Origin of the sequence: Burkholderia sp. WSM2230, assembly GCF_000472445.1 — a bacterium.
Lineage (GTDB): Bacteria > Pseudomonadota > Gammaproteobacteria > Burkholderiales > Burkholderiaceae > Paraburkholderia.
The window spans coordinates 411,969-433,477 of sequence record NZ_AXAJ01000002.1 but is presented as its reverse complement, the minus strand read 5'-3'; the positions used below and the strand labels follow the sequence as shown (position 1 = coordinate 433,477).

Genomic DNA, 21,509 nt, shown 5'->3' with positions numbered 1-21,509 from the left:
TTTTTCGCGCGAAGCTCTGCGCGACTTTTATTTTGACGGCGGCACCCCGTGCACGCTCGTTGGCGTGCTGCACCAATCCGGACGGTAATCCTTGGGGCAACACGCAGCATGGCTGCCATTGTCGCGCCAATGATGCAGCGCATTCATTGGGATTTGCACTTAGTGGATGGCGGGTCTGGGCGATCTTATGTCGCAGTCTCTGATCGGAGACATGCAGGCGTGAACGTGCAGGCGATTGCATGGCACGCGCCGAGCGTGCCATGCTACGACGCAATTTGCCGCGATGCGAGGCCTGTCACACTGCGGACATCGACACCGCATGTCCCGCATGCGCGGCCACGCTGCCGCGCACACGCGCGCTACGGTCCTCGCGAATCATATCGCTGGCTCGCTCGGCAATCATCAACGTGGGCGAGTTCGTGTTGCCCGATGTGATGGTTGGCATGACGGATGCGTCCACCACGCGCAGACCGTCAACACCGATAACTCGTAGCCTGTTGTCCACCACTGCGCCGGGATCGTCGGTCGTGCCCATGCGGCATGTGCCCACCGGATGAAAGATCGTGGTGCCGACCACACCTGCCGCACGTTGTAGTTCTTCCTCCGTCTGATACTCGATGCCCGGCAAGATTTCCCGAGGCTGGTAACGCGCCAATGCCGGTGCGGCCGCAATGCGCCGAGTGAGACGGAGCGCGTTCGCGGCGACGTGCCGATCGTAGTCGGTTGAAAGATAGTTGGGCGCGATAAGCGGAGGCGCAGAAGCGTCTGCCGATTCGATATGGATGCTGCCGCGCGAAGTTGGCCGCAACTGGCACACGGACGCCGTGAATGCATTGAAGCGGTGCAGCGGTTCGCCAAAGCGATCCAGCGAAAGCGGCTGCACGTGGTATTCGAGGTCGGGTCGAGTAAGCGAGCGGTCTTCCGGATCAGACTTCGCGAACGCGCCCAGTTGCGACGGCGACATCGACATGGGACCGCTTTGAAAAAGCGCGTACTGCACGCCGATCATCAGCTTGCCCCACCAATGCGCCGACGCCGTGTTCAAGGTGCGCACGCCGTCGACCCGATACGCCATGCGCAATTGCAAATGGTCCTGGAGATTTTCGCCGACGCCGCGCAGATCGTTGACCACCTCGATACCCAGCCTTTGCAGACGCGCGCCGTTACCAACGCCGGACAACTCGAGCAGTTGCGGCGAGTTCACCGCGCCTGAAGCCAGTATCACTTCGCAGCGCGCTTTGGCGACGAAGTCGATATCGTTGCCGCGATATTCGACGCCGGTGCAGCGGCGCCCCTCGAATATCACGCGCTGCGTGTGCGCGCCGGTGATGATGGTGAGATTCGGGCGCCTCATCGCGGGACGCAAGAAGGCCTTCGACGCGTTCCAGCGAATGCCGCGCTTCTGATTGACGTCGAAATAGCCGACGCCTGTGTTGTCGCCGCGGTTGAAGTCGTCGGTGGCGGGAATGCCGGTCTCTTGTGCGGCCTTCGAAAATTCCTCGAGTATTTTCCACTTCAGGCGTTGCTTCTCGACGCGCCACGGACCGCCCGCGCCATGCGATTCGCTCGCGCCCGCGTAGTAGTCCTCGCTACGTTTGAATATGGGCAGCACCGAGTTCCACGACCACGACGCGTCGTTCGTCACGCGCGCCCACTCGTCGTAATCCTCGCGCTGGCCACGCATATAGATCATGCCGTTGATGGACGAGGAGCCGCCCAGCACCCGGCCTCGCGGATACGACAGCACGCGACCGTTCAGTCCCGGCTCGGCGCGCGTTTTATAAAGCCAGTCAGTGCGAGGATTGCCGATGCAGTACAGGTAGCCGACCGGCACGTGGATCCAGTGATAGTCGTCCTTGCCGCCCGCTTCGAGCAGCAGAACCTGCACGTCCGGATCTTCGCTCAGCCGATTCGCGAGCACGCAGCCCGCTGTCCCAGCGCCGACGACGATGTAGTCGAATTCGCCTTCGAGACGCCGCTCCGAAGACGCGGCTTGCACGTGGCCCATCGTTCAGTCTCCTAATCATTTTTTGCCGGTGGCATAACGCCCGGCTTTATCGATGCCTTCGGGGCGCCGCGCGAACAGCGCGCCCGAAGGCCAACATCTCGAACTACTTCGCGACCGGCATCGTGAATTCGGCACCCTTCGCGATGCTATCGGGCCAGCGCTGCATGATGCTCTTGTAGCGCGTGTAAAACCGCACGCCCTCCTCGCCGTACGCGTGATGATCGCCGAACAGCGACTTCTTCCAGCCGCCGAACGAATGCCACGCCATCGGCACCGGAATCGGCACGTTGATGCCGACCATGCCGATCTGGATCTGCCGCGAGAAAGCGCGCGCGATGCCGCCGTCGGACGTGAACAACGAGACGCCGTTGGCAAACTCGTTCGCGTTGATCAGTTCCACCGCCGACGCGAAATCAGGCACACGCACCACGCACAACACCGGTCCGAAAATTTCCTCGCGATAGATCTTCATATCCGTCGACACGTTGTCGAACAACGTACCGCCGAGGAAAAAGCCCTTCTCGTGCCCGTCTACCCGATGAGCGCGGCCATCCACCACAAGCTTCGCACCCGCGGCCACGCCGGCTTCGATATAGCCGAGCACTTTCTCGCGATGGGCGGCCGTCACCAACGGTCCCATTTCGGCAGCCGACTCCATGCCGTTGAGAATCTTCAGGTTCTTCACGCGAGGCGTGAGCCGCTCGATCAACTCATCTGCGATATGCCCGACTGCAACGGCCACCGAGATCGCCATGCAGCGCTCGCCGGCCGAACCGTATGCTGCGCCGATGAGTGCGTCGACGGCTTGATCGAGATCGGCGTCCGGCATCACGACGAGGTGATTCTTGGCGCCGCCCAACGCCTGCACGCGCTTGCCGTGCTTCGTGCCTTCAGTGTGGATGTACTCGGCAATCGGCGTGGAGCCGACAAACGACACGGCGCTCACGTCGGGATGCACGAGCAGCGCGTCGACCGCGACCTTGTCACCGTGTACGACGTTAAACACGCCGTCGGGCAAGCCGGCTTCCTTCAGCAGTTCGGCTAGACGGTTCGATGCCGACGGGTCGCGCTCCGATGGCTTCAGCACGAACGTGTTGCCGCACGCGATCGCAACGGGGAACATCCAGCACGGCACCATCATCGGAAAATTGAAGGGCGTGATGCCGGCGACCACGCCGAGCGGCTGGCGCAAATTCCAGTTGTCGATGCCGCCGCCGATCTGGTCGGTAAAGTCCGTCTTTAGCAGATTGGGAATGCCGCATGCGAACTCGACCACTTCGATGCCGCGCATCACCTCGCCTTTCGCGTCGGAAAACACTTTGCCGTGTTCACGCGTGATGAGCTCCGCGAGCTCGTCGTGATGGCGGTCCAGCAGTTCCTTGAACTTGAAGAGCACGCGAGCACGCTTGATGGGCGCGGTTTCGCTCCACGCGGGAAAGGCCGCATACGCGGCGGCAACCGCCGCATCCACTTCGGCGACGCTAGCGAGCGGCACACGCGCGCTCACTTCGCCGAGCGCGGGATTAAAGACGTCGCCAAAACGGCCGCTCGTTCCGTCAATGGCTTTGCCGTTGATGAAATGCGTCAGCGGCTGGACGCCGGCGCCTGTGCGAACGATTTCGTCCGGATATGTCTCGCTCATGTTTGTCCTCGCGGTTGTGGACCATCACCAGGATGGTTGCTGCGAATTTTTCCGCCACCAAAATGGCGTACTGAAACACGAGCGTACGGCGCTTCGCCTGCGGAAATCCAATGAGTAATGCTCAACTGCGCTATAAGCGGAGTTAATATCAGAGGATGGATCTCACTCTGCTACGTGCGTTTGTCACCGTTGCACGCGAGGGCAACCTCACCCGCGCGGCGGTGCAACTGCATCTGACGCAGCCGGCCGTCAGTCTGCAGATCAAACATCTGCAGGAAACGCTCGGCGTGGCGCTGTTCACGCGGACCTCGCACGGACTCTCGCTCACGCGCGACGGCCAGGCGCTGCTGCCGCATGCCGAGCGTGCCCTGGCCGCGGCGAGCGACGTACAGCGCGCGGCGCAATCGCTGCGTCACGAAGTGCGGGGACGCCTGCGCATCGGCACCATTCTCGATCCGGAGTTCCTGCGGCTCGGCGGCTTTCTGAAACAACTGGTGGAAACCTGGCCGCACATCGAGACGGCCTTGCGGCACGGCATGTCGGGCTGGGTGCTCGAGCAGGTTCGCGCCGGCGAGCTGGATGTCGGCTATTACATCGGCGTGCCTTCCGACGACGAGAGCCGCGATGCGCGCGCCTTTCACACGCTCACGCTCACACATTTCCAGTACCGCGTGCTGGCGCCGGCCGGCTGGAAAGACCGTGTCAAAGGCGCGCGCGACTGGCGCTCGCTCGCCGCCTTTCCGTGGATCTGGACGCCGCCTGCATCCGCGCACAACCGGCTGCTGTCGCGCGCATTCAGCGAGGCGGGCGTGAAGCCGGTGAAGGTCGCGGAAGTGGATCAGGAGCCTTCCATGCTCGATCTCGTCAAATCGGGCGTGGGTCTTACGCTGGCTCGCGACGCGATTGCGATTGCCGAAGCTCACGCGCATGCGCTGACCATCGTCGAAGGAATTACGGTGCCGACGCAACTAAGTTTCGTCACGCTGGCCGAACGCAAGGACGAGCCCGCGATAGCCGCTGCGCTCAAGCTGATCGAGCTGCAATGGACGAGCTGAAAAACGCCTGAGCACCGCTGGGCCGCCGCCCAAGCATCGGCCCTGGCATGATGCGCAGCGATATGAGCGGCTCTCATGACAGCGGCCGGCAATCGCCGTCAAACGCTTGCACGCCGGAGGAAACCGCGGCATCCCGCAGTTTTTGTTAGATTGGCGGTTCGCTGATGCGCCAGTCGCCACCGTTTTTTCGTTCCAACCGACTCTGTCTTTCCCGGCAGCTTCGCCCGCTCGTGACGCAAGCCGCCGGCCATCCCATTCCCGACAGGAGCCTGATATGGCACGCAACATCGAAATCAAAGCCCGCGCTCAGCATTTCGAGCAACTGCGCGAACGCGCGGCGCAACTCGCGCCGGACGCGCCGCTGATCTTCCGCCAGCAGGATTTTTTCTACGACGTGCCGCGCGGACGTCTGAAGCTGCGCCAGTTCGACGACGGCACGCCCGCCGAACTGATCTTCTATCAGCGCGACGACCGCGACGGGCCGAAAGCGTCGTACTACACGCGCAGTCCCGTGACGAACCCCGAAGCCATGCACGCGCTGCTTGCCACCGCGCTGACCACACGCGGCATCGTCACGAAGGAGCGGCACGTGTATCTGGCGGGGCGCACGCGCATTCATCTGGACCGCGTGGACGGCCTCGGCGATTTCGTCGAACTTGAAGTGGTGCTCGCGCAGGACGACAACGAGGAAGACGGCCACGCGGAAGCCCACGCGATGTTCGCGAGCCTCGGCGTAGCGGAATCGGATCTGGTGTCGGTGGCCTACGTCGATCTGCTGAGCCCGGCTAGCGAGCCGAAGCAGGCCGCATGAACCGCGCGTGCGGCCGCCGGGCCTGATTCAGGCGGCGGCCGTTCCGGGAGAAGACAGATGTGCAAGCGGCAACGGGCCGTTGCGCTTGAACGTGGTGAGCACGATGTTGGAGCGCACGCTGTCGACGCCCGGCACGCGCATGAGCTTTTTCATCACGAACGTAGACAGATAATTCAGATCGGGCGCGACGATGCGCAGCAGATAATCGGCGTCGCCCACCACCGCGTGGCATTCCAGCACTTCGGGCAGCAGGTCGATCTGCTGCTGGAATTGCTCGATGACGGAATCGCCGTGATGCTTGAGCTTGAGACTCGTAAAAGCGGTCACGCTCAAGTCGAGCTTTTCCGGCCGCAGCACGACCCGATAGCCGTCCACCACGCCGATCTGCTCGAGCCGCTGCAAGCGCCGTCCGATTTGCGACGGCGACAACGGCACCTGTTCAGCAAGCTGCTGATGGGTGGCGCGGCCGAAGCGCTGCAGTACATCGAGCAGCGCGAGGTCGAAGTGGTCGAGATCCAGCATGTAACGGTCCGGCATCAAATAGGCGCTTAATGCGCGATTATTGCATGAGCCCGCCAATCGGCCGGGATGCCGCCCAAGGCAAATCACCTGACAATGCGTGGAGCGAATGGCCTCGCGACGCAGCACATTGCACCCGGCGCGCTTCATCGGCAGTGTTGCAGCGCACACGGCCACCGCGAGGGATTCATCGTATTGAAAGGGCTTTGCAGGCCACAGCGCGCATAAACCTTCAGTTCTACAGGCTATCTTTAAGGCGCACGTAAGAATCCCACGCTTGCCCTGCAATAGCGTCCAAACGATCGCGCGATAGGGAGTTCTGACGCTGTACAATCAGGAGCGCGTACGGCTTGGAGAGCGCGCTTGCCTCCTTGCACAGAACGAGTTCGTCTCCGCTCGAAGGTGAGCGGGTGCGCCAGAAGTTGATCGCGGCTTCGAGTTCCTGAATGCTGATCTCGGACATGGCTTCGATTATCCGGAGGGCGCGAGCACGTCGGCTCGACGACTGCCTGGCAAGCGCCCCGGCGAACCGCTTGCCCGAACGCCTAAACCCATTGTACTTGAGCGAAATCCATGCGACTCCTTCTGATCGAAGATGACCGTCCCATCGCACGCGGCATCCAAAGCAGCCTCGAACAAGCCGGCTTCACCGTCGACATGGTCCACGACGGCATTTTCGCCGAACAGGCCCTCACGCAAAACCGCCACGAACTGGTGATTCTCGACCTTGGCTTGCCTGGCATCGACGGCATGACGCTGCTCTCGCGCTTCCGTCAGAGCAATCGCCATACGCCGGTGATCATTCTCACCGCGCGCGACGAATTGAACGACCGCGTGCAAGGCCTGAATTCCGGCGCCGACGACTACATGCTCAAGCCGTTCGAGCCAACCGAACTAGAAGCGCGAATTCGCGCCGTGATGCGCCGCAGTGGTCCGCACGGCGACATGCCGCGTCCGGAAGTGTCGCTGGGCGGTGTGCGTCTGTCGGGCGTGGATCGCCGCATTTTCAACGACGACAAGCCGCTCGAACTCTCGCCGCGCGAATTCGCCGTGCTCGAAATGCTGCTGCTGCGCCATGGCCGCGTGGTCAGCAAGGCGCAATTGCAGGACCATCTGACGCATTTCGGCGGCGATCTCGGCGACACGGCAATCGAAGTCTATGTGCACCGCGTGCGCAAAAAGCTCGAGAGCTGTCGCGTCGAAATCGTCACGGTGCGCGGCTTCGGCTACCTGTTGCAGGAAATCCGCCAGGCCGCATAATCGTCGTGAAGGCCGCCATTCGCTCGCGGCCTGACGGCGCCGGGCCGGCGCCGCGCACTGCGTGCGCGAGTCGCCGGCATCCGGTGAAACTTCAGGGCGCCTCGCGCCAGCCTTTTTCCCGCGCGTTCGATCATGCCCCAGCCGGCCGCCAATAGTCTGCGCCGCACGCTGCTGCGGCGCCTAGCTGCTCCCCTTTCGCTGCTCGCGCTGATGAGCGGCCTGATCGCTTACTGGCTCGCGTGGCAGTACACGCAGCATGTGGTCGACCGCTCGCTCGCGGATCTCGCGACCGCCATCTCCAAGCAGATTCAGATTGCGGGCCCGGAAGCGCCCGTTACCGTGCCGCCGCTCGCGCAAGCCATGTTTTCCGATCCGGTCGAACATCTGGTCTATCGGATCAGCGATGGCGAAACAGAAATCGCCGGCGATGAAACGCTTCCGCTGCAAGGCACGAGTGTTCGGCGTATGCACTATGCGTATGTCTTCGAAACGCAGCACCAGGGCGTGACCGTGCGCGTCGCGCAGGTGCGGGTGGATCAGCCGGTCGGCAATCCGATCGTCGTGGAGGTCGGGCAGCCGGTGCATCACCGCTTTCGCATCGCCGCCGAGTTTCTCGTTGCGATCATGATGCCGCTGTTGTTGCTGCTGCTCGCGGGCTGGGTGATCGTGTGGCGCGTGGTGAACCAGCAGCTCAACCCGCTGACCGATCTCGCGGATTCGCTGAACCGGCAAACGCACACGTCGCTTGAACCCGTTGACGAAACCTATGTGCCCGTTGAAATCCGGCCGCTGACCGGCGCCGTGAACGCGCTGCTCGGCCGTCTCAAGACCGCGCTCGACGGGCAGCGCAAATTCATTGCGGATGCCGCGCATCAGTTGCGTACGCCGCTCACGGCGGTCAAGCTGCATGCGGAGCAGGCCGCAGTCGCGCGCGACCCGCAGCAGACGCTCGCCGCGGTGCGCGAGTTGCGCGCGGCAGCGGATCGCGCGGTGCGTCTGTCGAATCAGCTGCTGTCTCTCGCGCGGGCGGAGCCGGCAGAGCAGGCCGCGCGCTTCGTCAATGTCGACATGGCCGCGCTCGCGTTCGACACCGGTGCGGAATGGGTGCCGCGCGCATTGACCTCGCACATCGACCTGGGTTTTCAGCGGCTCGACGACCCTGCCAACGATCATCCGTTGATCGTGCGCGGCAATCCGGTGCTGCTACATGAAGTGATCGCGAACCTGCTGGACAACGCGCTGAAGTATGTGCCGCCGTCGCGCTTCGACGGCGGGCGCATCACGGTCACTGTGTCGCAAACCGTGACCGACGACGTGCCCATGGCCGAGATCGTGGTGGAAGACAATGGCGCGGGCGTGCCTCCTACGCAGCAAGCAGATCTGTTCAAGCGGTTCTTCCGCGGCGACGGTCAGAGCGATAACGGCGTGGACGGCGGCGCCGGTCTCGGGCTTGCGATCGTTCACGACATCATGGTCCTGCATCGCGGCAGCGTGCATTACGAAGACGCGCCCGAAGGCGGAGCGCGCTTCATCGTGCGAATTCCGCTAGTGCAAGCCGCCGTGCTGCCGCCCAACGCCAACCACGACGCGCAAGGTCACGAAAAAAAACCGGCGCACTCGGCGCCGGTCGATATGTAGCGGTGAATCCCGGCAGCGGGCTCGCCCGGCGTCATTCGCATGACGGTCCGGGCAGCGCGTGCGTCACTTCTTTTTGGCTTTTTTCGCCGATTTCGTGGACTTGGCGGACTTGGCCGACTTCGGCGTTTTCGACGCTTTAGCTGATTTAGCCGCGCCCTTCTCCTTCTCGGGCGGCGCCAGCATCGTGCCGCGGCACTTGCGCGAGCCGCAGCGGCATTCGTATTCCTTCTTCAGCTTGTTGGTCTGGCGGGCGTCGATCACGAGGCCGTAGTCGTAGAACAGCTCTTCGCCCTCGGCGATGTCGCGCAGCGCGTGCACATACACATGTCCGTCGATCTCTTCCGCTTCGCAGTTCGGCGCGCACGAGTGGTTGATCCAGCGCGCGCTGTTGCCGTTCACCTTGCCGTCGATCACCTTGCCGCTGTCCAGCGCAAAGTAGAACGTGTGATTCGGTTCGTCAGGATTGTGCGGGTGGCGGCGCAACGCTTCTTTCCAGGAAATGCGCTCGCCCTTGTATTCGATTAGCCGCTCGCCGGCCGCAATCGGTTCGAGCGCAAACACGCCTTTGCCGTGCACACCGGAACGACGCACGGCGATCCTGCGTGAACTCATTGAATGAATCCTTGTGAAGAACTGGGGATGAAGTCCGGCAGCCGTCGGAAACGCCCGCGTCTGACGCGCTGATTTTTTCTGGCGCTCATAGCAAACGCGGCGCCCTGCGAGCGCCGCGTCGACCTGCGACGCACATGCGCCACATCCGGCATCGTACACGCTGAAGACGGCTTCGTTCAACCGTCAAAAACGTCTGCCGGATATGCCCGCGCCGTGCGCATGGGCCGCTTCATCTTTGTCCAAACGAAATCTCGCCGAACAGCGCCTTCTGTTCGCGCGGTTGCGAACGCCAGTACTGCGGCGGCGCCTCGACCGTCGCGCCAAGCTGTGCAGCCGCATGCCACGGCCAGCGCGGGTTATACAGCAATGCGCGAGCCAGCGCGATCAGATCGGCATCGCCCTGTCCGATCAGTTGTTCTGCGTGGAGCGGATCGGTAATGAGCCCAACGCCGATGGTGGTGAGGCCCGTCGCTTTCTTGACAGCCTTTGCGAACGGAATCTGATAGCCCGGTTCGAGCGGAATCTTCTGCAACGGCGATACGCCGCCGGACGAAACGTCGATCCAGTCGCACCCGCGCTTCTTCAACTCTTGCGCGAACGTAATGGTGTCTTCGAGGGACCAGCCGCCTTCGACCCAGTCCGTGGCGGACACACGCACGCCGACGGGTTTGTCGGCCGGGAAAGATGCGCGCACGATGTCGAAGATCTCGAGCGGAAAACGCATGCGGTTTTCGAGCGAGCCGCCGTAGTCGTCACTGCGTTGATTGGCGAGCGGCGACAGGAACTGGTGCAGCAGATAGCCGTGCGCGGCATGCACTTCGAGTGCATCGATGCCAAGGCGCGCCGCGCGGCGCGCAGACGCCGCGAAGGCTTCGCGGATGCGATTGAGCCCGGGCGCGTCGAGCGCGAGCGGCGGCTCTTCGCCCGCCTTGTGCGGCAACGCCGAAGGCGCATGCGGCAACCAGCCGCCCTGCGATACGGGAATCAGCTGACCGCCTTCCCATGGCACGTGACTCGACGCCTTGCGTCCCGCATGCGACAACTGCATCGTCACGTTGATATGCGAATGCTTGCGGATCGCGGCGAGCACCGGCTTGAGCGCCGCCTCTGTCACGTCGTCCCACAAACCGAGATCGCTCGGCGTAATGCGGCCGTCCGGTTCGATCGCCGTTGCCTCGATGCACAACATGCCGGCGCCGGACAACGCGAGACTGCCGAGATGAATCATGTGCCACGCGGTGGCCTCGCCTCGCTCGGCGGAATACTGGCACATCGGCGAAACGACGATGCGGTTAGGAAGCGTCACGCTGCGCAGCGTGAGTGGGGAAAATAGCGCGCTCATGGATCACCGCCCAGTAGAAACCCGAGAGCGGTCGAGCATAGCACCGTGAGTCATTTGCTGCAGGCAGGCTACCGTCGCACGGAGGTGCGACGCTTAGGCTTCGTTCAGGGTTTCGCTTCTACCTGATCCAGCCATTCGCCGAACATGCGGCACGCAGCAGCCTCCAGAGCCGGACCGAATTGCGCAGTCTCGGCGCGCAACTGGCGCGCGTCGATTCCATGACTCACGAGCTCGCCTGCATTGCCGATCAGCCAACGCTCGAAGCCGTCCGTGCGAATCTCCGGATGACATTGCAACGCAAGCACGTGGCTGCCCCATGCGAAAGCCTGGTTCTCGCACGCATTCGTGGAGGCAAGACGCGTGGCGTTCGCGGGAAGGTCGAAGGTGTCGCCATGCCAATGCAGCATGGAGGTCTGCGCGCCGTCCAGATGACGTACCGGCGAGGCACGTCCCGCATCGGTCAGCGTGAGCGGTTCCCAGCCGAGCTCGGTACGGCCCCCCGGATACACGCGAGCGCCGAGCGCACGCGCGATCAGTTGCGCGCCGAGACAGATGCCGAGTGTAGGAAGCCCTGCCTGGATGCGCTTTTCGATCATCGAAAGCAGCGGCACGAGAGTGGGATAGAGCGCGTCGTCGGTGGCGCTGATCGGGCCGCCGAGCACCACCATCAGCGACGGCGTGACCGGGTTCGGCGCCTCGATGCGTGCAAAGCCGACATCGAGATAACGGACCGGACGCCCACGCTCGCCCAGCACCAGTTCGAGACTGCCCAGATCTTCGAAGTGCACGTGGCGAATGGCCAGAACTTCCTGATGCATCAGCCTGTCACCTTCAGGTTGACTGGAGACTGCCGCTACGCGGCACCGAAAAGGCTGGCAGGCGGCGAACGCCGTCTGCCGCTGCCGGTTGCAGTGTAGCGGATTGCCAGGTGAGCAGCCGCCTTACTGGGCGAAGATCTTCCAGGTCTTTTTCTGAGTGGCGACGTCAGCGGTTTCATGCACCGCGCAATCCAGACGCAGGTCCGTATCCGCCATGTTCAGATCGAGCAGCACGCAATGATGCGGCGTCTTCTTCGGATTCTTGCTCGGCTCGAAGTGCGTGCAGCTCAGGCACATGCGGTGCGGCGGAATAGTGCCCTGCGCTTCCAGTTGATGAACCGTCTTGAGCAGCGTGCGATAAAACATCGCCTGCTCGTCGTCGCGCAACGTGCCAACTGCCTTGGCGAGGAAGTCCGGCCATTGCGCGGCGCGCTTCGCAGCCGTGCGGCCGCGAGCGGTCAGGCGCACGGCGAGCGCGCGGCCGTCATCGAGCGCGCGGCGCTTTTCGACCAGCCCCTTGGTCTCGAGCGTGCTGACGGCGTCGCTGGTGGTGGCGGCGGTCAGCGCCGTTTCGCGCGCGATTTCCCCGAGCCGCATGGGGCCCTTTCGCTGCATCAACAAAACCAGGATCTCGCCCTGCGTGGGCGTGAGGCCCGCGCCTTCCGCCCACTCCCAAGCCTGGCTTCGCATTGCCGTGCTCAGTCGCAAGAGGCTGTGGGTGACTCGCCCGGTTGCCTGTTCTCCGTATACGCCTTCGCTCATAATCTTCGATTGGTTTATTTACAGCTTTTGTGCGGTGCCGGCCGATTGCTGCCGGGAACGCCCGTAGCCTGTGTGGGGTAGCCCCGCCCAAAACAGGACGAGACGGTCTCAACTATCTCAAAAATTCACCGCCTTGCAAGCCAAAGCAGTTAAGACGACATTCTATGCGAGAGCGGCGAATCGTACAGCTAAGTTATCCAACGTAATCTGTGGATAACCGTGGGACAACATCGGGCAAGACATGTGTGCCGATTCTTGATAAGCGTGCACCCTGGGTCAACCAGTCGTTAAGTTGTCCTCGTTTACCGCGGCCGACGCACCGCTGCCCAGCCCACTTATGCTTTGCCCAGCGCCTTGACTTTGCAGGAAATTATTCAGTTGTCCACAGCCCGGGGCGATGCTTGTTAACTACTACTACGTTTGTATACGTACATATTGGAAAAACCTTAAGGGCCCCGAACTGGAAAATTTTATCGTCAAAAAAACCCGCACGCGGCGGGTTTCTTACGGTTTAACACACGCTAAGGCGCCAGGCGGCTTAGGCCCGCCACTTCAGGCACTGTTGCCTGACTACTTCATGCAGCGACTTTTCCTGTTCGGCGACGCCTCTTAGCCAGGTCGCATCGTTGATCTGACCGCGCGCGATCGCGCCGATTTCGGCCAGCGCATGGCCCGAGCCCAACGCGTCGCCGTGCGGCGCGATCCGGTCAAGCGTTTCGAGGATATCTTCGGCAATGGTCTTGCGTTCGCCGGTCTGCGGATTGATGCAGGTTCCAGCCAGACCGAAGCGGCATGCTTCGAAGCGGTTGAAGGTGTAGACGAGGTAGTCGTCTTCGTGCGGCGTGATGGGCTTGTCGAGCAGCAGATGCCGCGCGAGCGTCTGGATGTAGCACGCAATGGCCGCGGCGCGATCTACAGAAAGCGGCGTATCCATCACGCGTACTTCAATGGTGCCGAAGCCGGGCTTTGGCCGGATGTCCCAATAGAAGTCTTTCATGCTGTTGACCACGCCCGTATGGACCATCTTCGAGAAATATTCTTCGAAGCTGTCCCACGTCAGCACGAATGGCGCGCGGCCCGACAGCGGAAAGGCGAACACGGAATTCAGGCGTGCCGAATGAAAGCCGGTGTCCACGCCCTGCACGAAAGGCGATGATGCGGACAACGCAATGAAATGCGGGATGAAGCGCGACATCGAATGCAAGAGGAACAACGCGCTGTCCGCATCGGGGCAGCCGATATGCACATGCTGGCCAAATACCGTGAACTGCTTCGCGAGATAGCCGTACAGCTCGGAAAGGTACTGAAAACGCGGCGTATCCACGATCCGCCGCTCGCTCCATTGCTGAAAAGCGTGCGTGCCGCCGCCGCACAGGCCGACATTCAGATGATCGGCTGCGGCCACGAGCGTGTCGCGAATCTTGCGCAGATCGGCAAGCGCCTGTTCGTGGTTCGTGCAAATGCCGGTGGACAGCTCGATCATGCTCTCGGTGATTTCCGGCGTGATGTTGCCGGGAATCTTCTGATCCTTGACGAGGCGCAACAGATCCGAGCCGGCTTTGGTCAGATCATAGTCATGCGTATTGACGATCTGCATCTCGAGTTCGACACCGAAAGTGAACGGCTTCGAATCGATGAAGGGTTCGAGTGACATGGCGTCCCCTGAGTGAGGTCGACCGGGCGGTTGTCAGAAGCCCGGCCGTTTTTTAAAGCGAATTAATCGAATCATGTGTGGCCTGCAACGCGAGGCGTTTATTCTTCGCGCCGCTCCGCGACCAGCGCGAGGCTGCGATAAACGAGCCATGGTCCGAGAATCTGCAGCACGACAATCGAACACATGACGATCGCGCGCAATTGCGGATCGAAATTCGGATACAGGTTGTAGGTATCGTCGACGAGCAGATAGGCCAGCGCCGACATGGGCGATAACGACAGACCGAGCGCCATGCCCTGCTTCCAGTTCAGTCCGCTCGGCTTCGCGAACGCGAGCACGCCGACGAGCTTCGCGACGAGACGCGCAACAATCAGGCCCAGCGCCGCGACGCCGCCAAGCGCAATGTCTTTCCATTCGAACGAAGTCAGCGTCAGAACGAACAGAATCACTGTCAGGAGCCACCCGGCGGTGCCGAAATGCTGCGGCCACAGCTGCGGCCGCGCTTCCAGATTTTTCACGATGATGCCGGCGGCCAGCAGCGCGAGAATCGTCGACAGCTTGAACAGGTGCGCGACCGCAATTGCCAGCAGGACAAGGCCGAATAACGCGACGAACGAATGCTCGTCCTGCATGTTGAGCCGCCGATAAAAGAACGTGCAGGTACGCGCGAGCAGAAACGCGAGCACCAGCGAGCCGACCAGCAGATAAAGCGGCTGCAGAATGGTGGCGAAAACATTGCCATACGCTTCCTGATGCAGCCAGCTCGAGACGAGCTTTTCGATCACCACCGCATACATGCTGTTCAACGCGGTCAGCGTCAAAAGACGCTGCGTGACCTGGCCTTCCGCGCGCAGCTCGGTCTTGAGCTGGATGACCATTGCAGGCGAAGTTGCCATGGCGATGGCCGCGAGTACCGTTGCGACCATCAGCGGCACGTTCAGGAACAGCAGCACTGGCAGAACCAGCGCGAAGGTGAGCGTGGCTTCCGCGACGCTCGACATCACCAGCCATGGATTACGGCGGATCCAGCGCAGATCGAGCCGGCTGCCAAGTTCGAACAGCAGCAAGCCGAGCGCTACGTCCAGCAGCGGCCGCGCGGCCTTGGCCGCCTCTGCGTCGATCACGCCCGAACCGGCCGCGCCGGCAATCAGACCGATGACCGCGTAGCCGGAAATACGCGGCAAACGCCACGCGCGATAGCACAACTCGCCGCACAAACCCGCGGCGAGCAACGCTAGACCAGCCCAAAAGATGGCGTCGGGTGCGAGCGGCCAGGCTGGAAAAAATGAAAACGCCGAGTTCATCGTTATGGCTTCTCCTTAGCAGCAACGGCAGATGACACGAACCAGCGTGAGCCGGCGCGAACACCGGCGAGCGGGTGAACGCACGAGACGTCCACTGTCGCAATCGCTTCGCGTGATCCGCGTTGCGAGTTTTTCAACGATCGGATGATTCGAACGTGCCGCAGTCGTAGGGAACTCGGCGCATTCTGGAGTGCGGCCGTAGCAGCCGGCACGGCACGGTGAAAGGACGCCGTCGACGTTGAATCAGAGTCGGATTGAACGGCACCGTTCCGTAGCAGCGGGTACCGCTAGAGGCAAGGCACCACGCGGAAAAGAATGGCGATTGTGCCATAGCTTGTTTAGCTTCGACCGAAAACACGCGAACATGCAGGCAAAAAGGTAAAACGTACTTTATCTTGGCGACATGTGGAAAAAGCGACCGTTTTACCGGCCCAACGTGCACGCGTTGCCGACGTGTTCGCGCACTTGTCGAGGGAGTGTGCACCGATCGCATGTGCTTTTCAGGACAGCGCTTAGCACAAGGTTTCAGACGTTGCCTGATCTGTGCGGTGACGCACGGTCCAGCTCAGGCCTTGCTGTTTACGCGTTTACTGTATGTATACGTAGTAGCAGTTAACAAGCTGCCCCGTTTTCTGTGGATAACCGCTGTTTACCGAATCGAATCAGCGCGTTGCAGACTTCATAACCGGACGCACAGCATGTGCGGCGGCGACTCGTATACGCGGGTAACTTTTTGCGGAATTGCGCGGCGGCGGAGTTACCCCGTTTACGTCCACAACGATTCCACACGAGTTGTGCCGGTAAACAGCGCAGTTATCCACAAACTGCGGTGGATAACCGGGGCGCACGCCGTGGAGTGTTAACCGGCGACGCTTCCCTGCCGCAATGCGCGAAGCAGAAAGCGCGCGGGGTCGATGTCTTCTGCGAGGTCGCGCTCCAGCGGCCACGGCTCGCCTTCGATTTGCGAGGCAATCAGTTCGGCGCCGAGCGCGGCCCACACCAGACCGCGTGAACCATAGGCAAACGCGCCATACAGGCCTTCCGCACGCGGCAGATCGAGCGGCCATGCCCCGCGCAAGCGTTCGGCGTCGCGGGCGGCGAGCGCTTCGTCGGCGAGGTTGCCGATCATCGGCATGCGGTCGCTTGTCACGCAGCGAAAAGCAACGCGGCCCGTGAGCGCGTCGCCAGGCGAGCCGGCACGCGCCGCTTGACCGGCGCGGCTGGCCACGCGCGCGAACGCCGGCAGCATTTGCGCGACGCGCTCCAGATTTTCCAGATGACCGGCCGGACGAAGCGACGTATCAGCGTCGTCGAGTTCATAGGTCGCGCCCGTCAGCGTGACGCCGTCGGGCAGCGGTATTGCATAACCCTCGCCGATCACCGGCAATTCGAGCGACGGCGCGGCGCCGCGAGGCAGCAATGTGAGCTGGCCGCGGATGCTGCGGGTCGGCGCGTGGCGCAAGCCGGCAATGCGCGCCGCATCGTGAGCGCTCGCGACGATCACGACCGGCGCCCGCGCGAGCAACTCGCCCGCCGCGTCGAACACGCTCCATCGATTGCCCGAACGCTCGAGGCGCGCGACTTCCACGCCAAAGCGCCGCTCGAGACGGTCACCGGCGGCGGCGCATTGGGCCGCGCAAAGAGACGCCGGATCGATCCAGCCGCCGTGCGGGAAGAGCCAACCGCCGCGCGCGAGCGGCGTGCCGGCGAGCTTGTGTGCGGCGTCGGCGGAAAGCGGCCTGACGAACTCCGGCGGATAGCGCAGTGCCGCGATGGCTTCGCTCATCGCGCGCGCTTCGTCTTCGTTTTCGGCGATCTGTAGCAGACCGGAGCCGTCGCGCCGGGGCGCGTGGCCGAGCCGTTCCAGCGCCGCCCAGCGCTTGAGCGCATACAGAAAGCCGGCGCGCGTGACGCGCGAGGCGACGCTGTCGTCGCGCGAAATCATTGGGTGGAACACGCCCGCCGGATTGCCCGAGGCGTCCTGAGCCACCGACGCGTGCCGCTCCAGCGAAGTGACGCGCCAACCGCGCGCCGCGAGGCGCTCGATCACCGCGCATCCCGCAAGGCCGGCGCCGATCACCACCGCGTGCCGTTCGTCGGGCGCGAACGGCCCGAGCGCGACGGGCGGTTCGTGCCGGCGCACACGCCAACGCGGCGCGAAGTGGCCGACCAGCATCGCGCGCTTCCAGCCGAAGCCTTCAACCTTGCGATACTCGAAGCCGGATTGCGTCAGCGCGCGCTTGATGTCGCCGGCGCTGCTGTAAGTGGCGAAGGTCGCCCCCTCGCCCGCCAGTCGCGCGAGCGACTTGAAGATAGCGGGCGTCCATAGTTCGGGATTTCTGGCGGGCGCAAAGCCGTCCAGATAAAAGGCGTCGGCGCGCAGCCGGAGACTCGGCAAGCTCTGCTGGGCGTCGCCGAAAACCAGCGTCAGGACCACGCGGCCATTTTCGAATTCCAGCCGATGCGTGCCCGGCACGAGCATCGGCCATTCGTTGGCCAGTGTGTCGGCAAGTGCCGCGATCGCCGGATTCATAACGATCGCGGCATACGCCCGGCGCAGGTCATCGAGCAAGAACGGATGCTTTTCCGTCGAAACGAAATGGAGCCGCTCGCAACGTGACGGATCGGCGCGCCAGGCGGCCCACGTCACGAGGAAGTTGATACCCATGCCGAAGCCCGTCTCCAGCACGGTGAAAACGCGCCGGCGGTGCCAGCGTTCGGGCAGCGCGTTGCCGCGCAGGAAAACCTGATGGGCCTGCTCGAGACCGCCGACGGCGCTGTGATAGATGTCGTCGTAGAGAGGCGAAAAAGGCGTGCCGTTGTCCCGGAACGAGAGCACGGCTGGGATGAGCGGATCGGTCATGCGCGACGCAAAGTGACGCCCCGGGTAGCGGGTGCAACGTTACCGCCAGCGCGTGCGGCTCGCCGGGCGGCGAAAAAGACGCGCCGAGCGTTGGCAAAAACCAACGTCAAAGCCCCGTCCACACTGGGTTTCGGACTTTTCAGCGAGGCCGGAGCAGCAAAAAGTGCCGTTTCCTTGCTCAATCTGTTCCAAAACCGCGTAATTCTTCGAAACCCTTGTCCTGATTGGGTTTGCGCTGCGCTATCATAGCAAGCGCCGCGAAGGGAGCGGCAGCACGGCCGACAGACACTCGCTGTCTGGCGCTTTCGATCCGGAGGGGCTCCGGAGCCGCAGCTGCTCGACGGCGCGGCGCGCGCACGTATAATCGGCGCGTTCGCGCTGTTCGTGTCAACCTAAACTCAGAAAGGAACCTTAATGAACAAACAGGAACTGATCGACGCCGTCGCAGGACAGACGGGCGCCAGCAAGGCTCAAACCGGTGAAACGCTGGACACGTTGCTTGAAGTGATCAAGAAGTCTGTGTCGAAGGGCGACGCGGTCCAGTTGATCGGCTTCGGCAGCTTTGGTTCGGGCAAGCGCGCAGCGCGTACGGGTCGCAACCCGAAGACGGGCGAAACCATCAAGATTCCGGCCGCAAAGACCGTCAAGTTCACGGCAGGCAAGGCGTTCAAAGACGCAGTCAACAAGCGCTAAGCAGATTACTGCCAGGCAGTTGACACCCGCCCACGGCGGGTTTTTTTTCGTCTTTTTTCTGTGTGAATGGATTGCGCGCGGCGCGGGAGTGGGCCGCGCGCTGGTCTTGCGGGTAATGCCGGGACGGTTGGCAGAGCCGCCTAGTCGTGGCGATGCACGATCTGGCCGTGACCGTGACCGTGCCCGTGCCCGTGACCGTGGTCATGGTCATCGTGATCGTGATCGTGGTCGTGCCCATGCCCGTGGTGATCATGATCATGATCGTCTTCGTCGAAACCCCATGCCGGAAACGGGTCGGCGAACTGTTGCCAGCCTTGCGGTCCCAGTGCGTATTCGTCGTCCGTCAGCAGGCACGCGTCGAATTTCGCCGACCACAGCATCGGGTCGATACCGACGCCGATCAGCACCAGCTCCTGGCGACGGTCGCCGATGCTCATGTCGTCCGGCGGCCCATACCAGTCGGCGGCGATTTCGGCGGCAAGTTCGGCGTCCTGATCAGCGTCGGGCCATTCGCTGCGATCCTGCGCGGCCCACCACATGCCCGCCGGACCATGCCGGCAAGCGCCGCCCGCCTGCGACAACGAGCCAGCAATGTCGTTACGCGTCGCCAGCCAGAAAAATCCCTTGCTCCGCAACACGCCCTTCCATTCCTCGTGCAGCAGCGCCCATAAGCGTTCCGGATGAAATGGACGGCGCGCGCGATAAACGAAGTTGCCAATGCCGAACTCGTCCGCTTCGCTGTGATGGCTATGGCCGTGCTCATGTTCATGCTGATTCAGTGACGCGAGCCAGCCCGGCGCGCTGGACGCCTCGTCGAAATCAAAGCGGCCGGTGTTCACCACCTGCCCGAGCGGCACCGCGCCAAAGCGGCTCACCACCTGCACGGCCCGCGGGTTGATCCGCGCGAGAATGCGTTGCAGGCGCGTCAGCTCGTCGGCGCTGACGAGGTCGGCCTTGTTCACCACCAGCACGTCGCAGAACTCGACCTGTTCGATCAGCAATTCGACGAGCGTGCGGTCGTCTTCGTCGGTGGCGGCGATGCCGCGTTCGGCGAGCGCATCCGCCGAGCCGTAGTCGCGCAGAAAGTTAAAGGCGTCGACTACCGTGACCATCGTGTCGAGCCGCGCGACGTCGGTAAGCGCCGCGCCGTCGTCGTCGACGAACGCGAAAGTCTCGGCAATCGGCATCGGCTCGGCCACGCCGGTCGACTCGATCAGGATCGCGTCGAAGCGCTTTTCGGCGGCAAGGCGTTTGATCTCGACGAGCAGATCGTCGCGCAATGTGCAGCAGATGCAGCCGTTCGACAGTTCGACCAGTTGCTCTTCGAGATGCGACAGCGCGGCGGCCTCGCGCACCAGCGTTGCATCGATATTCACGGCGGCCAGATCGTTGACGATCACGGCCACGCGCAAGCCGGCGCGATTCGCGAGGATGTGATTCAGGAGCGTGGTCTTGCCGGCGCCCAGAAAACCGGACAGCACGGTGACGGGCAATGGCGGCTGGTTCATCGCAGTACGGGAAATCGGGAGGATTGGAAGGCGCGCCGGGCCGAGCGTCGCCGCGTGAGTCTAGCGACGGTCGAGCGCCGGCGGCAGCACGAAGCCGCATTGTGCATCAAATCTGCAAGGGCCAAGAGACAGACGGCCGGGAGGGGACGCGACTTGCCAATGACCCGGCGATTCAGCGTGCGGCCGGCATCAGATTCCACTTGCGCAGGATCGCGGCGATCTGTTGAGCGTACTTGTCGCGCAACGCGGGCGTTTCCGAGTGATACGCGCCAATGGCCTGCCAGGTGTTGCCGTACTTGTTCATCTGCCGGCGCAAATGCCAGGCGGCGATGTAGACGTTCTTGCACGGCTCCATCAGCGTGCCTTGCGAGATGCCGTATTGAGCCAGCGTGGGCAGGTGAATCGAGTTGATCTGCATCACGCCGTAGTCCGTCGAACCGTTGGCGTTCTTGTGCTGCGCGTCCGGACGGTTATGCGATTCCTGCCACGCGATCGCGCGCAGGATCAACGGGTTGACCTTCTGATATTTCGCGGCTTCGTCGAAGCAATCGGCGTGTGCAGTCCCGGCCGCTGCCAACACGGTAAATCCTGCCAGAAAGGTGACGAAGGTTCGTTTCATCGGTCAAGACGACTAGGCAAACCGCGAGGGTAAGGGATCGTAATGTTGTGTATCAGACATTGTTCAGCTCAGGCGAGCCGCGAAGCCCAGTCTGGTCGCGGCATTTGGCGGCAGTACGGGAAAACCCGCGTTCGCAGCGGTGAACCGGCGACTTGAACGGCTCGTATGATACCGGCAGACCGTGACCCGTCAAGTTGGCTAACAGACATAAGCCTGCGAAAACACGGCGTTTTCGGGCGGCTTTCGATGCGCAGCGGTTCAGCTTTCAACGCCTGGCGAGCGGCCGTGAACTTTTGGGAAAACTCTCCTGGGCTTTCCTTTTGTGACAAATCAGACATGAAAAACTGTTACTGTTCCTTCTTTTCGGACATCGGATGGCCAGCATTTTAGGGCGGGTTCGC

Annotated in this window: 18 protein-coding genes; 5 read left to right on the top strand and 13 right to left on the bottom strand. The window is 62.6% G+C overall.

What is annotated here, in order from left to right; translation table 11 throughout:
* Positions 1–295 precede the first annotated feature (295 nt).
* Both A3AC_RS0107460 and A3AC_RS0107455 read right to left on the bottom strand, forming a co-directional pair.
* Positions 296–2,008: a GMC family oxidoreductase gene (locus tag A3AC_RS0107460; RefSeq protein ID WP_025598149.1), complete on the bottom strand. Its 1,713-nt coding sequence runs from the start codon at positions 2,006–2,008 to the stop codon at positions 296–298.
* A gap of 103 nt (positions 2,009–2,111) precedes the next feature.
* Positions 2,112–3,650, bottom strand: a complete 1,539-nt coding sequence (locus tag A3AC_RS0107455; RefSeq protein ID WP_025598148.1) for a CoA-acylating methylmalonate-semialdehyde dehydrogenase — start codon at positions 3,648–3,650, stop codon at positions 2,112–2,114.
* Between the two features lie 155 nt (positions 3,651–3,805).
* Here A3AC_RS0107455 and A3AC_RS0107450 point away from each other — a divergent pair, with 155 nt between their 5' ends.
* Together A3AC_RS0107450 and A3AC_RS0107445 are read left to right on the top strand one after the other, a co-directional pair.
* Complete coding sequence (locus tag A3AC_RS0107450; RefSeq protein ID WP_025598147.1) at positions 3,806–4,705, top strand: LysR family transcriptional regulator; 900 nt, start codon at positions 3,806–3,808, stop codon at positions 4,703–4,705.
* Positions 4,706–4,979: 274 nt separating this feature from the next.
* Complete coding sequence (locus tag A3AC_RS0107445) at positions 4,980–5,516, top strand: class IV adenylate cyclase (protein WP_025598146.1); 537 nt, start codon at positions 4,980–4,982, stop codon at positions 5,514–5,516.
* 27 nt (positions 5,517–5,543) lie between these two features.
* Here A3AC_RS0107445 and A3AC_RS0107440 read toward each other — a convergent pair whose 3' ends face one another.
* Positions 5,544–6,038: an Lrp/AsnC family transcriptional regulator gene (locus A3AC_RS0107440; RefSeq protein WP_025598145.1), complete on the bottom strand. Its 495-nt coding sequence runs from the start codon at positions 6,036–6,038 to the stop codon at positions 5,544–5,546.
* Positions 6,039–6,273: 235 nt separating this feature from the next.
* Entirely contained in the window at positions 6,274–6,498 is a 225-nt protein-coding gene (locus A3AC_RS0107435; protein ID WP_025598144.1) for a DUF3717 domain-containing protein, read from the bottom strand.
* A 110-nt stretch (positions 6,499–6,608) separates the two neighbouring features.
* Between A3AC_RS0107435 and A3AC_RS0107430 the strand changes: the two genes are divergently transcribed.
* On the top strand, positions 6,609–7,295 hold the full coding sequence (locus A3AC_RS0107430) for a response regulator (RefSeq protein ID WP_007180058.1): 687 nt from the start codon (positions 6,609–6,611) through the stop codon (positions 7,293–7,295).
* A gap of 132 nt (positions 7,296–7,427) precedes the next feature.
* Positions 7,428–8,933 carry a sensor histidine kinase gene (locus A3AC_RS0107425; protein ID WP_025598143.1) on the top strand — a complete coding sequence of 502 codons (1,506 nt, stop codon included), beginning with the start codon at positions 7,428–7,430 and terminating at the stop codon, positions 8,931–8,933.
* A 63-nt stretch (positions 8,934–8,996) separates the two neighbouring features.
* Here the strand turns inward: A3AC_RS0107425 and A3AC_RS0107420 are convergent, their stop codons facing one another.
* From A3AC_RS0107420 to mnmC, 7 genes are all read right to left on the bottom strand, one after another.
* A complete protein-coding gene (locus A3AC_RS0107420; protein ID WP_025598142.1) occupies positions 8,997–9,545 on the bottom strand; it encodes an SET domain-containing protein in 549 nt (182 codons plus the stop codon).
* A 229-nt stretch (positions 9,546–9,774) separates the two neighbouring features.
* The gene (locus tag A3AC_RS0107415; protein ID WP_025598141.1) at positions 9,775–10,887 is read right to left on the bottom strand and encodes an NADH:flavin oxidoreductase/NADH oxidase; all 1,113 of its coding nucleotides are present in this window, start codon (positions 10,885–10,887) and stop codon (positions 9,775–9,777) included.
* A 104-nt stretch (positions 10,888–10,991) separates the two neighbouring features.
* Positions 10,992–11,705 carry a glutamine amidotransferase gene (locus A3AC_RS0107410; protein ID WP_025598140.1) on the bottom strand — a complete coding sequence of 238 codons (714 nt, stop codon included), beginning with the start codon at positions 11,703–11,705 and terminating at the stop codon, positions 10,992–10,994.
* A gap of 123 nt (positions 11,706–11,828) precedes the next feature.
* The gene (locus A3AC_RS0107405) at positions 11,829–12,467 is read right to left on the bottom strand and encodes a MarR family winged helix-turn-helix transcriptional regulator (protein ID WP_025598139.1); all 639 of its coding nucleotides are present in this window, start codon (positions 12,465–12,467) and stop codon (positions 11,829–11,831) included.
* Between the two features lie 538 nt (positions 12,468–13,005).
* The gene (locus A3AC_RS0107400) at positions 13,006–14,121 is read right to left on the bottom strand and encodes a YbdK family carboxylate-amine ligase (RefSeq protein ID WP_025598138.1); all 1,116 of its coding nucleotides are present in this window, start codon (positions 14,119–14,121) and stop codon (positions 13,006–13,008) included.
* 98 nt (positions 14,122–14,219) lie between these two features.
* Positions 14,220–15,425: a cation:proton antiporter gene (locus A3AC_RS0107395; RefSeq protein ID WP_025598137.1), complete on the bottom strand. Its 1,206-nt coding sequence runs from the start codon at positions 15,423–15,425 to the stop codon at positions 14,220–14,222.
* A gap of 859 nt (positions 15,426–16,284) precedes the next feature.
* On the bottom strand, positions 16,285–18,288 hold the full coding sequence (gene mnmC / locus A3AC_RS0107390; RefSeq protein WP_025598136.1) for a bifunctional tRNA (5-methylaminomethyl-2-thiouridine)(34)-methyltransferase MnmD/FAD-dependent 5-carboxymethylaminomethyl-2-thiouridine(34) oxidoreductase MnmC: 2,004 nt from the start codon (positions 18,286–18,288) through the stop codon (positions 16,285–16,287).
* 414 nt (positions 18,289–18,702) lie between these two features.
* On the opposite strand from mnmC, the gene A3AC_RS0107385 reads away from it, so the two are divergent.
* Entirely contained in the window at positions 18,703–18,981 is a 279-nt protein-coding gene (locus tag A3AC_RS0107385; protein ID WP_006050811.1) for an HU family DNA-binding protein, read from the top strand.
* Between the two features lie 140 nt (positions 18,982–19,121).
* Here the strand turns inward: A3AC_RS0107385 and A3AC_RS0107380 are convergent, their stop codons facing one another.
* Positions 19,122–20,489: a GTP-binding protein gene (locus A3AC_RS0107380; protein WP_025598135.1), complete on the bottom strand. Its 1,368-nt coding sequence runs from the start codon at positions 20,487–20,489 to the stop codon at positions 19,122–19,124.
* Between the two features lie 172 nt (positions 20,490–20,661).
* Entirely contained in the window at positions 20,662–21,108 is a 447-nt protein-coding gene (locus A3AC_RS0107375; protein WP_025598134.1) for a lytic transglycosylase domain-containing protein, read from the bottom strand.
* Between the last annotated feature and the right edge of the window lie 401 nt (positions 21,109–21,509).

Excerpts from the sequence above, each read along its gene's own strand:
- A3AC_RS0107460 (WP_025598149.1), bottom strand. The coding sequence starts at position 2,008 with ATGGGCCACGTGCAAGCCGCGTCTTCGGAGCGGCGTCTCGAAGGCGAA.
- A3AC_RS0107455 (WP_025598148.1), bottom strand. The coding sequence starts at position 3,650 with ATGAGCGAGACATATCCGGACGAAATCGTTCGCACAGGCGCCGGCGTC.
- A3AC_RS0107450 (WP_025598147.1), top strand. The coding sequence starts at position 3,806 with ATGGATCTCACTCTGCTACGTGCGTTTGTCACCGTTGCACGCGAGGGC.
- A3AC_RS0107445 (WP_025598146.1), top strand. The coding sequence starts at position 4,980 with ATGGCACGCAACATCGAAATCAAAGCCCGCGCTCAGCATTTCGAGCAA.
- A3AC_RS0107440 (WP_025598145.1), bottom strand. The coding sequence starts at position 6,038 with ATGCTGGATCTCGACCACTTCGACCTCGCGCTGCTCGATGTACTGCAG.
- A3AC_RS0107435 (WP_025598144.1), bottom strand. The coding sequence starts at position 6,498 with ATGTCCGAGATCAGCATTCAGGAACTCGAAGCCGCGATCAACTTCTGG.
- A3AC_RS0107430 (WP_007180058.1), top strand. The coding sequence starts at position 6,609 with ATGCGACTCCTTCTGATCGAAGATGACCGTCCCATCGCACGCGGCATC.
- A3AC_RS0107425 (WP_025598143.1), top strand. The coding sequence starts at position 7,428 with ATGCCCCAGCCGGCCGCCAATAGTCTGCGCCGCACGCTGCTGCGGCGC.
- A3AC_RS0107420 (WP_025598142.1), bottom strand. The coding sequence starts at position 9,545 with ATGAGTTCACGCAGGATCGCCGTGCGTCGTTCCGGTGTGCACGGCAAA.
- A3AC_RS0107415 (WP_025598141.1), bottom strand. The coding sequence starts at position 10,887 with ATGAGCGCGCTATTTTCCCCACTCACGCTGCGCAGCGTGACGCTTCCT.
- A3AC_RS0107410 (WP_025598140.1), bottom strand. The coding sequence starts at position 11,705 with ATGCATCAGGAAGTTCTGGCCATTCGCCACGTGCACTTCGAAGATCTG.
- A3AC_RS0107405 (WP_025598139.1), bottom strand. The coding sequence starts at position 12,467 with ATGAGCGAAGGCGTATACGGAGAACAGGCAACCGGGCGAGTCACCCAC.
- A3AC_RS0107400 (WP_025598138.1), bottom strand. The coding sequence starts at position 14,121 with ATGTCACTCGAACCCTTCATCGATTCGAAGCCGTTCACTTTCGGTGTC.
- A3AC_RS0107395 (WP_025598137.1), bottom strand. The coding sequence starts at position 15,425 with ATGAACTCGGCGTTTTCATTTTTTCCAGCCTGGCCGCTCGCACCCGAC.
- mnmC (WP_025598136.1), bottom strand. The coding sequence starts at position 18,288 with ATGACCGATCCGCTCATCCCAGCCGTGCTCTCGTTCCGGGACAACGGC.
- A3AC_RS0107385 (WP_006050811.1), top strand. The coding sequence starts at position 18,703 with ATGAACAAACAGGAACTGATCGACGCCGTCGCAGGACAGACGGGCGCC.
- A3AC_RS0107380 (WP_025598135.1), bottom strand. The coding sequence starts at position 20,489 with ATGAACCAGCCGCCATTGCCCGTCACCGTGCTGTCCGGTTTTCTGGGC.
- A3AC_RS0107375 (WP_025598134.1), bottom strand. The coding sequence starts at position 21,108 with ATGAAACGAACCTTCGTCACCTTTCTGGCAGGATTTACCGTGTTGGCA.